The sequence below is a fragment of the Bradyrhizobium sp. Ghvi genome (assembly GCF_900115265.1).
Lineage (GTDB): Bacteria > Pseudomonadota > Alphaproteobacteria > Rhizobiales > Xanthobacteraceae > Bradyrhizobium.
This window is the reverse complement of the sequence record NZ_FOVU01000005.1, coordinates 609,138-621,450: the sequence shown is the minus strand read 5'-3', so window position 1 is coordinate 621,450 and position 12,313 is coordinate 609,138. Positions and strand designations below refer to the sequence as shown.

The window sequence follows — 12,313 nt, the reverse complement described above, 5'->3', positions numbered from 1 at the left end:
CTTCGAGGCTCGCCGTGAAGCGCGTTGCGCTCCACAGCTCGCACCTCAGGATGACGGAAGGAACAATTCAGTTGTTGCCAGATTCGTAGGGCGGACTTTGCCCCCCACGTCGCCTTGCCCTACTTCACCTCCGCCAGCGCGGCGAGGATGCGGGCCCAGGAGCGGATGCCCTTCTGGAAGCTGCGCAGATCGTACTTCTCGTTCGGCGAGTGGATGTTGTCGTCGTCGAGGCCGAAGCCGACCAGCAGCGAGTCGAGCCCAAGCGTACGCTTGAAATCGGCGACGATCGGGATCGAGGCGCCCGAGCCCATCAGCACGGTCTCCTTGCCCCATTCCTCCGTCAGCGCCTGCCTGGCAGCAGCAAGCGGCTTCATGTTCCAGTCGAGCGCCACCGCGGGCGCGGCGGAGTGGTCGCCGAACTCGACCTTGCAATCGCCGGGCAGCCGCGCCGTGACGTAGTCGCGGAACGCCTTGCGGATCTTCTGAGGATCCTGCCCCTCGACCAGACGGAACGAGACCTTGGCGGAAGCATGCGAGGGGATCACCGTCTTGGAGCCTTCGCCGATATAGCCGCCCCAGATACCGTTGACGTCGCAGGTCGGACGCGAGGAGGCCTGCTCGATCAGGAGCCGGCCCTTCTCGCCGGCCGGGATCGATAGCCCGATCGGCTTCAAGAACATCTCAGGCGTCAGATTGAGCTTCTTCCATTGCTCCAGGATATCCGGCGGCAGGTCCTTCACGCCGTCGTAGAAGCCGGGAATGGTGATGCGGTTGTCGTCGTCGAACAGGCCGCCGAGGATTTTGGTCAGCACCCGGATCGGGTTCATCGCGCTGCCGCCGAACACGCCGGAATGCAGATCTCGGTTTGCGGCGGTGATCTTCAGCTCCTCATAGAGCAGGCCGCGCAGCGACGTCGTGATCGCCGGCGTGTTGCGATCCCACATGCCGGTGTCGCAGACCAGCACGTAGTCTGCCTTGAACTCGTCCTTGTTGGCCTCGATGAAGGGCACGAAGTTCTTGGAGCCGACCTCCTCCTCGCCCTCGATCAGGAAGGTGATATCGATCGGCAGCGAGCCCGTCACCTTCTTCCAGGCGCGGCAAGCTTCGACGAAGGTCATCACCTGGCCCTTGTCGTCCTCGGCGCCACGCGCCACGATGATCTTGCGGCCGTCGGCATGGTCGGTCACGACGGGCTCGAACGGCGGGCGATGCCAGAGGTCGAGCGGATCGACCGGCTGCACGTCATAATGGCCGTAGAAGATCACATGCGGCCGTCCGCCGGCGCTGGTTTTGCCGACGATGGCGGGATGACCGGCGGTCGGCCTCACCTCGGTCGCGACACCGAGGCTGGCGATGTCCTTGGCCAGATGCTCGGCCGCCGCTTTGCAATCTCCAGCATAGGCGGGATCGGCGGAAATCGACTTGATCCGCAGCAGCGAGAACAGGCGCTCAAGGCTGTTGTCAAAGTCCTTGTCGATGTGGTCGAGCACGGATTGAAGCTGCGCGTTGGCCATAGTCGGATATCCCACTTTTCGAGTCTCACGATGGGTGTGGTTTTAGCCCTGCGGCGGCATCGGAGCTAGCCGCAACTGGCGGATGCCGCATATGCCAGGCGAGGCTGACGGCGAGGATTGCCGTGGCCGCGAGGTTGTTGCCCCAGGCCTGGAAGGCGATCGGAAACCACGGCAGCGACAGCAGCATGAGAATGCCGGCAGCGCCGAGCGCGAGCCAGGTTCCCAGCCGAACCCTCGGCCGCATGTCGAACGCGGCTCGATGCATCAGCACCGTGAACGGCAGGAACAACCACATGAAGTAATATTGTCGCGCCAGCGGCGAGGCCACGCTCATCAGGCAGAACAGGATGCCGAGCTCATCGGCGTCCGATCGTGCCGTTCGCCTGTGCGCCGACGGCATGACAGCGATGAAGCCGAGCCCGACCAGCATCGACACCGCGAGCACGATCCAGTTCGCCGTCCAGTAGCCGACATCGATGACGTTCATCGTGCGCGTCGGCTTGCTGGGATCGTCGAGATTGTAGTTGATCGGCCGGACCAGCCGGTGCGTGACCGCGATGATGGACTGGTTCACCCATGACCAGTTCTGCTCGTCGCGCTGGCCAAAGCCCTTTTCCGAGCTCGAGCCGACCATGCCCTGGTACCAGGTGTTGAGCTCGGCGGCGTTGCGCTCGAAGCCGCGGATCGGCGCCGGCACCACGTAGAGCAGGATGCCGATGAAGGCGATCATGCTGACCACGGCCGCCCACTGCCGCCGCCAGACCAGATAGGGCAGCACCGCGATCGGGAACACCTTGATGGCGGAAGCGAGCGCGAACATGAACCCTGCGAACCAGGATCGCCGATACCGAAGACTCCAGAAACCGTAGAGCATCATCGCCAGCAGCACGAGGTTCGGCTGACCGAGGTCGAACATGTCGAACACGAAAGTTACGGTGGCGAACGCCGGAAGCGCCTCGAGCCATGGGCCCGGCCTGCGGTTCGAGCCGGTCATCGCATTGGAGATGATGCCCGTGTACCACCAGGCGATAGCGTTCAACACCGACAGCACCAGGTAGAGCGGGATCTTGCCGAACCAGCTCGGAATCGCCAGCAGGATCGCCGGCAACGGCGGATAGATGAACTCGAACTGCTGATGGATATCGCTGGGATAGAGCGGGCCGCCATTCAGCACCTGCTGCCCGGCCCAGTACCACAGCGCATAATCCTTGGTCTTGCCGTGGCCGAAGATCTCGGGACCGAGGACGTCGGCGGTGAGGATGACGCAGCAGACCAGGAAAAGCAGGTCGAGCGGCGCACGCAGCGAGGGCAGCCGCAATGCACGAGGCTTATCGGATGAAATCCAGAGTGTCACATGATGTCCAATCGGAAACAAACTGCACGTAGCAGACCGACGGACGATTGGAGAGTCCCCCTCACCCGATTGTGCACCGTCGCGCGCGACCTCCGTCCCGGCCCCGATCGAGCCGCCCCCCATTCGCGGATGAATCGCCTCAATTGCGGGCCAGCTGCCTACCTTCGCAGCAATCCGCCGAGCGCGCCGCGGACGAGCGCGCGGCCGACCGAGCCGCCGAGCTGGCCGCCGACCGATTTGCCGAGATCGGCCACGACGCCGCCGACCACCTTGTTGGTCACCGTGCGCGTGACATCGCGCGCGATACGCTGCCCCGTCGTCAGCCGGTTACGTCCGGTATTGGTGCCGAAGATGGTGCCGACGATCGAACCGATCTGGCCGATTATGCCGCCGCTTGCTCCCGCCTCGCCGTCGGCCGGCGCCGCGGTGCCGGCGATGCGCTTCTGAAGGATCTCATAGGCGGACTCGGCATCAACAGCGGTGTCGTATTTGCCCTTCACAGGGCTCGCATCCATGATCGCCTTGCGCTCCTCCGGCGTAATCGGCCCGATGCGGGCTGACGGCGGACGGATCATGACACGCTCGACCATCGCCGGCGTGCCGTTGCCTTCCAGGAACGACACCAGCGCTTCGCCCTTGCCGAGCTCCATGATCACCTTCGCGGTGTCGAGCTTCGGGTTGGGCCGGAAGGTCTGGGCGGCGGCAGCGACCGCCTTCTGGTCGCGCGGGGTGAAGGCGCGCAACGCATGCTGCACCCGGTTGCCCATTTGCCCGAGCACGCGGTCGGGCACGTCGATCGGGTTCTGCGTGACGAAATAGACGCCGACGCCCTTGGAACGGATCAGGCGAACCACCTGCTCGATCTTGTCCATCAGCGCCTTCGGCGCGTCGTTGAACAAGAGATGCGCCTCGTCGAAGAAGAACACCAATTTGGGCTTGGGCAGGTCGCCGGCCTCGGGCAATTCCTCGAACAGCTCCGACAGCATCCATAGCAGGAACGTGGCGTAAAGCCGTGGGCTCTGCATCAGCTTGTCGGCGACGAGGATGTTGATCATGCCGCGGCCGTCGCGATCGGTCTTCATGAAGTCCTTCAGGGTCAGCGCCGGCTCGCCGAAGAATTTGGTGCCTCCCTGGTTCTCCAGCACCAGGAGCTGGCGCTGGATGGTGCCGACGGTGGCTTTGGTGACGTTGCCAAAACCCTGGGCCGCCTTGCGGATCGGTGCGAGCGGATCTTCCTCCGCGTCCGGTCCCTTCTTGCCGCTGTCGGGCACGATGGCGTCGAGCAACGCCCGCAGGTCCTTCATGTCGATCAACGCAAGACCGTTGTCGTCGGCGACGCGGAAGGCGACGTTGAGCACGCCCTCCTGCACGTCGTTGAGATCGAGCATGCGCGCGAGCAGCAGCGGCCCCATCTCCGTGATGGTGGCCCGCACCGGATGGCCCTGCTCGCCGAACACGTCCCAGAACACCGTCGAGAACTGGTCGGGCTGGAACGTCAGCCCCATCTCGGTGGCGCGCTTGACGATGAAATCTTTTGCCTCGCCGACCTCGCAAATGCCGGACAGGTCGCCCTTGATGTCGGCAGCGAACACCGGAACACCGGCGCGTGCAAATCCTTCCGCCATCACCTGCAGCGTGACCGTCTTGCCTGTTCCGGTCGCGCCCGTGACGAGGCCGTGGCGATTGGCGAGCGCCAGCGTCAGCCAGGCCTGCTCGTCTCCCTTGCCGACGAAGATCTTGTCGTCGGTATCGCCGAGCTTGTTGTCCTGCGCCGTCATCACTCTCTCTATCGTTGATTTCGCGGTTTGAAACCCGAGCCCGCCAGTTCCCCAGTTTACCGCATCTCGCAAGCCGAATGAAACCGTTCAAGGCGCCGCCGACATGCGACTTTATCGGAGAAGATGTGCCTGGCATGCGCCAAAAGTCGGAAGCGCGCATTCGCATCGCGGCAATTTCTCATGAATTTCTTCTCCGCTCTTGCATCACTGCAACACCTTCCGCGTCTTCGGGACGTTGCGTGCGTTCATCGCTTGAATTTCACATCGCACCGGCTCAAGATCGTTTTTCGAAATAATCTCCGGCGTGCAAACCGGCTGAGGGGCGGTCAATATGGACGAGCTGATCGGGCGGCTGGCGACAAGCGCCAGCATAGATAGTGCTGTCGCTGAAAAGACTGTCGGCATTATCCTGGGTTTCCTTCGCAGCGAAGGCCCGTCCGGCAGCGTGCAGGCCCTGATCGACCAGATTCCGGGCGCGGAAGGGGCGATCGAAGCGTCCAGGAGCGGCGGCGGACTGTCGCGGCTGATGGGCGGCGGTCTCATGGCCGTCGGCACCCGCCTGATGGGCCTTGGGCTCGGCATGTCCGACATCCAGATCGTGGCCCGTGAACTTTTCCGTTTCGGTCGAGACAAAATCGGAGCGGATCAGATGGGCAAGATCATCGCAGGGACGCCAGGCCTCAGCCAATTCGCCTGAAGCTGTCGCAATTTTATACCGAGTATCATGACATATCCGATCTCCGAGATTGAGGGCCTGCCGGCCTTTGCCGCCAACAAGCTGAAGGCGCACGGCATCCGCACCACCGACGCGCTGCTGGACGCCGCCAGCACCGCCAAGGGCCGCAAGGCGCTCTCGGCCAAGACCGGCATCAGCGAGCAGCAGCTCCTGGAGTGGGCCAACGTCTCCGACTACATGCGCATTCCCGGCATGGGGCGGGCCAAGGTCGGCCTCGTCCGTGCCGCCGGCGTCACTACGGTGCGCGAACTCGCCTATCGGAATCCGGCAAGACTGGCGCAGAGCATGCGCGAGGCCAACGACCGGAAAAAGCTCGTCCGCATGCTGCCTTCCGAGAAGTCGGTTGGCGACATCATCGCCAAGGCCAGGAAGCTGCCGCCGAAGATTACGTATTAGACGTCTCTCTCGGCATACGACCTCCAACCTTAGCTCTTGGTGTCATACCCCGCGAAAGCGGGGTATCCAGTACGCTGCGGCTCCTCCATGTCACGGCACTGCCTCGGAATACTGGATTGCCCACTTTCGCGGGCAATGACAGCCAAGGGTTGGTCTTGACTCCCCCTGCCCGACCGCGCACATCGGGCCCATGATCGCCTCGCCCTCCCCATCCGTCCCGCCGGCCGGCTCGGCCGGGCCAGATGCGCTGCGGATCCTGCTGGAACGGCCTCTGCCGGCGGTGATGGGCGTGCTCAACGTGACGCCGGATTCCTTCTCTGACGGCGGCGATTTCATCGCGCCGGACCTGGCGCTGGCGCGGGCACGAGCGATGATCGCTGATGGCGTCGACATCATCGATATCGGCGCCGAGTCCACCCGGCCCTACAAAGGGGCGCAGCCGGTGACGGCGGCGGACGAGCTGGCCCGGCTGAAGCCGGTGCTGGCCGATATCATCGCGCTCGGTGTGCCGGTCTCGATCGACAGCATGAAGGCGGAGGTCGTGGACTTCGCGCTCGATCAGGGCGCGGCCATCGCCAACGACGTCTGGGGATTGCAACGCGATGCCGGCATGGCGCCGCTGGTTGCCGCGCGAGGCGTTCCCGTCATCGTCATGCATAACCGCGACAGCGTCGATTCCGCCATCGACATCATCGCGGACATGAAGACGTTCTTCCTGCGCTCGCTCGATATCGCCGCCAAGGCCGGCATCGCGCGCGAGAAGATCGTGCTGGATCCCGGCATCGGCTTCGGCAAGACCGCCGAGCAGAGCATGATCGCGCTGGCGCGCCTGCGCGAGCTCGAAATGTTCGGCCTGCCGATCCTGGTCGGCGCCTCGCGCAAGCGCTTCATCGCCTCGGTGTCGCCATCGGAGCCCAAAGAGCGGCTCGCCGGCTCGATCGCCGCGCATCTGATCGCCGCGCAGAAGGGCGCCAAAATCATCCGGACCCATGACGTCGCCGAGACCTTGCAGGCCCTGCGGGTCGCACACGCAATCGAGAGCAAGCAATGACCGATACGATCTTCGTCACCGGCCTGTCGATCCACGCCCGCCACGGCGTGATGGATCACGAGACCGAAGTCGGCCAGCGTTTTGTGATCGATCTCGAACTCTACACCGACCTGTCGGAACCCTCGCGCAGCGACCGCCTCGCCGATACCGTCTCCTATGCCGACGTGGTAGCGACCACGACGGCGGCGTTCAAGAACACCAATTACAAGCTGCTGGAGCGCGCGGCCGGCGCAGTGGCCGATGCCATCCTGTCGCACTTCCCGCGCATCCGTGCCGTGAAGATCACCGTGCACAAGCCGCATGCGCCGATCGCCGCGATCTTCGACGATGTCGGCATCATGCTGACGCGCTCGCGGCATCCCTGACATGGCAAGCGTGCTGATCGCGCTTGGCGGCAATGTCGGCGATGTCCGCGCGACATTCGCTAAGGCGATCGTCCAGATCTGCGGCATGGCGCAAGGTGCGGTGGTCGCGCGCTCGTCCGACTATGCGACGCCGCCCTGGGGCGATGAGGACCAGGATCCCTTCATTAATGCCTGCGTCGAGATCGAGACCGACCTCGATCCGCATGCACTGCTGTTCGTGCTTCAGAGGGTCGAACAGAAATTCGGCCGCACGCGAACCAAGGAGCGGCGCTGGGGTCCGCGCACGCTCGATCTCGACATGATCGCCTATGACGACGTGTCGCTGCAAAAGCCCGATCTGACCCTGCCACATCCGCGCCTGTTCGAGCGCGCTTTCGTGCTGGTGCCGCTGGCCGAAATCGCACCGGACCGGGTGATCTCAGGCATTCGTGTGCGAGACGGGCTTGCCAGCGTCTCGACGCAAGGCATTGAGCGGCTTCCGGATACCGGTTAACCAAAAACAACCGTTTGCAGGGGCGGTCCGCCGTGGCAATTTCGCCTGCGAATAACAAGCCGCTTGGGAGCCCTTGGCCGTATGACCTCCGTGACCGACGATCTGCCGCTGGCGGCCGATTTTCCCAAGGCGACCGTCGAGGATTGGCGCAAGCTCGTCGACGGCGTGCTGAAGGGCGCGCCGTTCGAGAAGCTGGTCGGCAAGACCTATGACGGTCTGAAGATCGAGCCGCTCTATCCGCGCGCCAAGGGCATTGCGCCGGTGGTCGGACGGCCGGCCGCCGCACCATGGCAGATCATGCAGCGGATCGACCATCCCGATGCGGCTCTCGCGAATGCGCAGGCGTTGCAGGATCTGGAGAACGGGGCGACGGGACTTGCGCTCGTCTTCGCCGGCGCCAACGGCGCGCGCGGCTTCGGCCTGGAACCTTCGGCCGATGCGATCGCAAAAGTGTTGAAGGACATTCATCTCGATGCCGACATCGGTATCGAGCTTGAGATCGGTCCGCAATCGCGGATGGCCGCGATCCATGTCGCGGAATATGTGAAGAGCAATGGTCTCGATCCTGCCGCCTGCAACATCCGCTTCGGGCTCGATCCGCTTGCGGCCGGCGCGGTGTGGGGTCATAGCCCCTACACCTGGGATGAGATCGTTCCGGCCGTCACCGGCGCCATCGAGGGCCTTGCCGCGCTCGGCTTCAAGGGACCATTCGCCTCCGCCGACGGACGCGTGATTCACGATGCCGGAGGCTCCGAAGTGCAGGAGCTCGCCTTCGTGCTCGCCTGCGCCGTTGCTTATCTGCGCGCGATCGAAGGGGCCGGCATTCCCCTCGAGCAGGCGCAGGGCATGGTCTATGCGCGGCTTGCCGCGGATGCCGACCAGTTTTTGACGATGGCAAAGTTCCGCGCGCTGCGGCTGTTGTGGGCGCGCATCGAAGCCGCATGCGGCCTGACGCCGAAGCCGTTGTTCATCGCCGCCGATACCGCCTGGCGTATGCTGACGCAGCGCGACCCTTACGTGAACATGCTGCGCGCGACCATTGCGACGTTCGCAGCCGGCCTTGCCGGCGCCAACGCGATCACCGTGCTGCCGCACACGCTGGCACTCGGCCTGCCCGATCCCTTCGCGCGCCGCGTGGCACGCAACACGCAACTCGTGCTGCTCGAAGAGAGCAACCTCGCCAAGGTCAGCGATCCCGCAGCCGGCGCCGGCGGCATCGAAACCCTGACTGCACAGCTCTGCGACGCCGCCTGGGCGTTGTTCCAGGAGAGTGAGAAAGCCGGCGGCGCCTTTGCGGCACTTCAGCAGGGCCTGTTCCAGAGCAAGGTCGCCGCCACGCGCAAAGCACGTGAGGCCAATATCGCCAAGCGCCGCGACGTGCTGACCGGCGCCAGTGAGTTTCCGAACCTGCATGAGAGCGAGGCGACCGTGCTGAAGGCGGCGCCGATCGCGCTCGCGCCTTATGGCGAGCAGAAGTACAAGTTCGATCCGCTGCCGCCGATCCGGCTGTCGCAGCCGTTCGAAGTGCTGCGCGACAAATCCGATGCAGCCCTCAAGGCACGCGGCGCGCGGCCAAGCGTGTTCCTGGCCAATCTCGGCACGCCCGCCGATTTCACGGCGCGCGCGACCTTCGCCAAGAGCTTCTTCGAGGCCGGCGGCATCCAGGCCACGGACAGCGAGGGTTGTGCCGATCCCGCCGCGCTGGCCGCGGCCTTCAAGGCTTCCGGCGCCGGGCTTGCCTGCCTTTGTTCCAGCGACAAGGTCTATGCGGAACACGCTGAAGCCGCGGCAAAGGCCCTGCAAACGGCGGGTGCGCGACATATCTATCTGGCAGGCCGCCCCGGGGAGGCCGAGGCTGCCCTGCGGGCCGCTGGCGTCACGGGCTTCGTCTTCGCCGGTGGCGATGCGCTTGCAACGCTACAGGACGCTTATCTTCGGATGGAGCAGGCATGACCGAGGCCAGCAAACCCGTTCTCACCGGCGGCTGCCAATGCGGCGCGGTGCGCTTTGCGCTGACCGCGGCACCGAACCGGGTTTCGATCTGCCATTGCCGGATGTGTCAGAAGGCGAGCGGCGCGCCCTTCGCTTCCTTTGCCGACATCAACAAAACCGACTTCGCCTGGACCAAGGGCGAGCCGTCATTCTTCCGTTCCTCCACGATCGCCGACCGCGGCTATTGCGCCGCCTGCGGCACGCCGCTGAGTTTTGGTCGCATTGACGGTGACCGGATCGAGATCATGACCGGCGCGTTCGACCGCCCCGACCGGGTTATCCCGACGCGGCAGTACGGAACTGAATCCCGCCTTGGCTGGGTGGTCGGCATCTCCAATTTGCCGAGCCAAACCACGCAGCAGAATTACGGACCGGAGAAGATGGCGACGATCGTCAGCCATCAGCATCCGGATCATGATTGAGCGTTTATGATGGTTGAAGCCATGAGCCGCATTCCCAACTTCGCCGATGTCGCCTTTGAGCGCACCGCAGCCGCCGCGCCGTCAGGCAGCGCCGAGCCGTGGCTGACGCCCGAGGGCATTCTGGTGAAGCCCGCTTACGGCGAGGCTGATCTCGCCGGGCTCGATTTCCTCGAAACCTATCCGGGCATCGCGCCGTTCCTGCGCGGCCCTTACCCGACCATGTATGTCAACCAGCCCTGGACCGTCAGGCAATATGCCGGCTTCTCCACGGCGGAGGATTCCAACGCGTTCTATCGCCGCAACCTCGCGGCCGGCCAGAAGGGCCTCTCGGTCGCCTTCGACCTCGCCACCCATCGCGGCTATGACAGCGACCATCCGCGCGTCGGCGGCGACGTCGGCATGGCCGGCGTCGCCATCGATTCCATCTACGACATGCGCACGCTGTTTGCGGGCATTCCGCTCGACCAGATGAGCGTATCCATGACCATGAACGGCGCGGTGTTGCCGATCCTCGCGCTCTATGTCGCAGCGGCCGAAGAACAGGGCGTGCCGCCGGAGAAGCTGTCGGGCACCATTCAGAACGACATTCTGAAAGAGTTCATGGTGCGAAACACCTACATCTATCCGCCTGCGCCCTCGATGCGGATCATCTCGGACATCTTCGCCTACACCTCGCAAAAGATGCCGAAGTACAATTCGATCTCGATCTCCGGCTATCACATGCAGGAGGCTGGCGCGACGCAGGACCTCGAACTCGCCTATACGCTTGCCGACGGCGTCGAATACTTACGCGCCGGCCTGGCCGCCGGGCTCGACGTCGACCGGTTCGCGCCGCGGCTGTCGTTCTTCTGGGCGATCGGCATGAACTTCTTCATGGAGGTCGCCAAGCTGCGCGCCGCGCGCCTGCTCTGGGCGAAGCTGCTGAAACCGTTCAACCCGAAGGACCCGCGCTCGCTGTCGCTGCGCACGCATAGCCAGACCTCGGGCTGGTCGCTGACCGCGCAGGACGTGTTCAACAACGTCATGCGCACAACCGTGGAGGCGATGGCGGCGACGCAGGGCCACACCCAGTCGCTGCACACCAACGCGCTGGACGAGGCGCTGGCGCTGCCGACCGATTTCTCCGCGCGTATCGCCCGCAACACCCAGTTGTTCCTGCAGCAGGAGAGCGGCACCACCCGCATCATCGATCCCTGGGGCGGCTCGTACTATGTCGAGCGCCTGACGCGCGATCTCGCCGCCGAGGCCTGGGGTCATATCCAGGAGGTCGAGGAGCTCGGCGGCATGGCGAAAGCCATCGAGGCGGGCGTGCCCAAGCTGCGCATCGAAGAGGCCTCGGCCAAGACCCAGGCCCGGATCGATGCCGGCAAGCAGGCGGTGATGGGCGTCAACAAGTACAGGCCGACCGACGAGGACAGAATCGAGATTTTGAAGGTCGACAATACCAATGTCCGCCGGCTTCAGATCGACAAGCTGAAGCGGCTGAAGGCGGAGCGAAACCAGAAGGACGTCGATGCCGCGCTCGCCGCGATCACGCGCTCTGCCGGCGAAGGCAACGGCAACCTGCTCGCGCTCGCGATCGACGCGGCGCGGGCCAAAGCCACCGTCGGCGAAATCTCGGACGCGATGGAGAAAGTGTTCGGCCGGCACCGCGCCGAGATCAAATCCATCACCGGCGTCTACAAGCGGGAAGCATCCAGCATGGGCAACCAGGTCGAGAAGGTTCAGGCGCTGATCGACGCCTTCGAGGAGGCCGAGGGCCGCCGCCCGCGCATCCTGGTCGCCAAGATCGGCCAGGACGGCCACGACCGCGGCCAGAAGGTGATCGCGTCGGCCTTTGCCGATATCGGCTTCGACGTCGACATCGGGCCGCTGTTTGCTACCGCCGACGAAGCGGCGCGGCAGGCGGTCGAGAACGACGTCCACATCCTCGGTGTCTCCTCGCTCGCCGCCGCGCACCTCACCGCCGTGCCTGAACTCAAGGCCGCGCTCAAGAAGCAGGGACGCGAGGACATCATGATCATCGTCGGCGGCGTGGTGCCGCCGCAGGATTACGACGCGCTCTACGCCGCCGGCGCCGAGGCCATCTTCCCACCGGGCACCGTGATCGCGGACGCCGCTGAGGAGCTGATCCGCAAGCTGAATGCCCGGCTCGGGCATAGCGAGGCGGCGGAGTAGATCGGCCGCGCTCAATCGGTATCAAACCGCCAAG

Annotated in this window: 11 protein-coding genes; 8 read left to right on the top strand and 3 right to left on the bottom strand. The window is 64.6% G+C overall.

Annotated elements, in window-relative coordinates; genetic code table 11:
• Positions 1 to 119: 119 nt before the first annotated feature.
• The 3 genes from BM374_RS22100 to BM374_RS22090 form a co-directional block, all read right to left on the bottom strand.
• Positions 120 to 1,514, bottom strand: coding sequence for a M20/M25/M40 family metallo-hydrolase (locus tag BM374_RS22100; RefSeq protein ID WP_092296419.1), 1,395 nt, complete (start codon positions 1,512 to 1,514; stop codon positions 120 to 122).
• A 25-nt stretch (positions 1,515 to 1,539) separates the two neighbouring features.
• Positions 1,540 to 2,868, bottom strand: a complete 1,329-nt coding sequence (locus BM374_RS22095; RefSeq protein ID WP_244552659.1) for a glycosyltransferase family 87 protein — start codon at positions 2,866 to 2,868, stop codon at positions 1,540 to 1,542.
• A gap of 158 nt (positions 2,869 to 3,026) precedes the next feature.
• The gene (locus tag BM374_RS22090) at positions 3,027 to 4,646 is read right to left on the bottom strand and encodes a helicase HerA-like domain-containing protein (protein ID WP_092296412.1); all 1,620 of its coding nucleotides are present in this window, start codon (positions 4,644 to 4,646) and stop codon (positions 3,027 to 3,029) included.
• 331 nt (positions 4,647 to 4,977) lie between these two features.
• Here BM374_RS22090 and BM374_RS22085 point away from each other — a divergent pair, with 331 nt between their 5' ends.
• The 8 genes from BM374_RS22085 (at position 4,978) to scpA (ending at position 12,279) form a co-directional block, all read left to right on the top strand.
• On the top strand, positions 4,978 to 5,343 hold the full coding sequence (locus BM374_RS22085; RefSeq protein ID WP_092296409.1) for a hypothetical protein: 366 nt from the start codon (positions 4,978 to 4,980) through the stop codon (positions 5,341 to 5,343).
• Between the two features lie 27 nt (positions 5,344 to 5,370).
• The gene (locus BM374_RS22080; RefSeq protein WP_092296406.1) at positions 5,371 to 5,778 is read left to right on the top strand and encodes a DUF4332 domain-containing protein; all 408 of its coding nucleotides are present in this window, start codon (positions 5,371 to 5,373) and stop codon (positions 5,776 to 5,778) included.
• Positions 5,779 to 5,968: 190 nt separating this feature from the next.
• Complete coding sequence (gene folP, locus BM374_RS22075; RefSeq protein ID WP_092296403.1) at positions 5,969 to 6,829, top strand: dihydropteroate synthase; 861 nt, start codon at positions 5,969 to 5,971, stop codon at positions 6,827 to 6,829.
• Positions 6,826 to 7,194, top strand: coding sequence for a dihydroneopterin aldolase (folB, locus tag BM374_RS22070; RefSeq protein ID WP_027533885.1), 369 nt, complete (start codon positions 6,826 to 6,828; stop codon positions 7,192 to 7,194). The genes folP and folB overlap by 4 nt, the downstream gene beginning before the upstream one ends.
• Position 7,195: 1 nt before the next feature.
• Positions 7,196 to 7,687: a 2-amino-4-hydroxy-6-hydroxymethyldihydropteridine diphosphokinase gene (gene folK, locus BM374_RS22065; RefSeq protein WP_092296400.1), complete on the top strand. Its 492-nt coding sequence runs from the start codon at positions 7,196 to 7,198 to the stop codon at positions 7,685 to 7,687.
• Positions 7,688 to 7,768: 81 nt separating this feature from the next.
• Positions 7,769 to 9,640 (top strand): methylmalonyl-CoA mutase subunit beta, encoded by a 1,872-nt coding sequence (locus BM374_RS22060; RefSeq protein WP_092296396.1) that lies wholly within the window; start codon positions 7,769 to 7,771, stop codon positions 9,638 to 9,640.
• Positions 9,637 to 10,101 (top strand): GFA family protein, encoded by a 465-nt coding sequence (locus tag BM374_RS22055; RefSeq protein ID WP_092296393.1) that lies wholly within the window; start codon positions 9,637 to 9,639, stop codon positions 10,099 to 10,101. The genes BM374_RS22060 and BM374_RS22055 overlap by 4 nt, the downstream gene beginning before the upstream one ends.
• A 21-nt stretch (positions 10,102 to 10,122) precedes the next feature.
• The gene (gene scpA, locus BM374_RS22050; protein WP_092296980.1) at positions 10,123 to 12,279 is read left to right on the top strand and encodes a methylmalonyl-CoA mutase; all 2,157 of its coding nucleotides are present in this window, start codon (positions 10,123 to 10,125) and stop codon (positions 12,277 to 12,279) included.
• Positions 12,280 to 12,313 lie beyond the last annotated feature (34 nt).

What these genes read in the sequence shown, in the direction of transcription:
- BM374_RS22100 (WP_092296419.1), bottom strand. Translation starts at nt 1,514, where the DNA reads ATGGCCAACGCGCAGCTTCAATCCGTGCTCGACCACATCGACAAGGAC.
- BM374_RS22090 (WP_092296412.1), bottom strand. Translation starts at nt 4,646, where the DNA reads ATGACGGCGCAGGACAACAAGCTCGGCGATACCGACGACAAGATCTTC.
- BM374_RS22085 (WP_092296409.1), top strand. Translation starts at nt 4,978, where the DNA reads ATGGACGAGCTGATCGGGCGGCTGGCGACAAGCGCCAGCATAGATAGT.
- BM374_RS22080 (WP_092296406.1), top strand. Translation starts at nt 5,371, where the DNA reads ATGACATATCCGATCTCCGAGATTGAGGGCCTGCCGGCCTTTGCCGCC.
- folP (WP_092296403.1), top strand. Translation starts at nt 5,969, where the DNA reads ATGATCGCCTCGCCCTCCCCATCCGTCCCGCCGGCCGGCTCGGCCGGG.
- folB (WP_027533885.1), top strand. Translation starts at nt 6,826, where the DNA reads ATGACCGATACGATCTTCGTCACCGGCCTGTCGATCCACGCCCGCCAC.
- folK (WP_092296400.1), top strand. Translation starts at nt 7,196, where the DNA reads ATGGCAAGCGTGCTGATCGCGCTTGGCGGCAATGTCGGCGATGTCCGC.
- BM374_RS22060 (WP_092296396.1), top strand. Translation starts at nt 7,769, where the DNA reads ATGACCTCCGTGACCGACGATCTGCCGCTGGCGGCCGATTTTCCCAAG.
- BM374_RS22055 (WP_092296393.1), top strand. Translation starts at nt 9,637, where the DNA reads ATGACCGAGGCCAGCAAACCCGTTCTCACCGGCGGCTGCCAATGCGGC.
- scpA (WP_092296980.1), top strand. Translation starts at nt 10,123, where the DNA reads ATGAGCCGCATTCCCAACTTCGCCGATGTCGCCTTTGAGCGCACCGCA.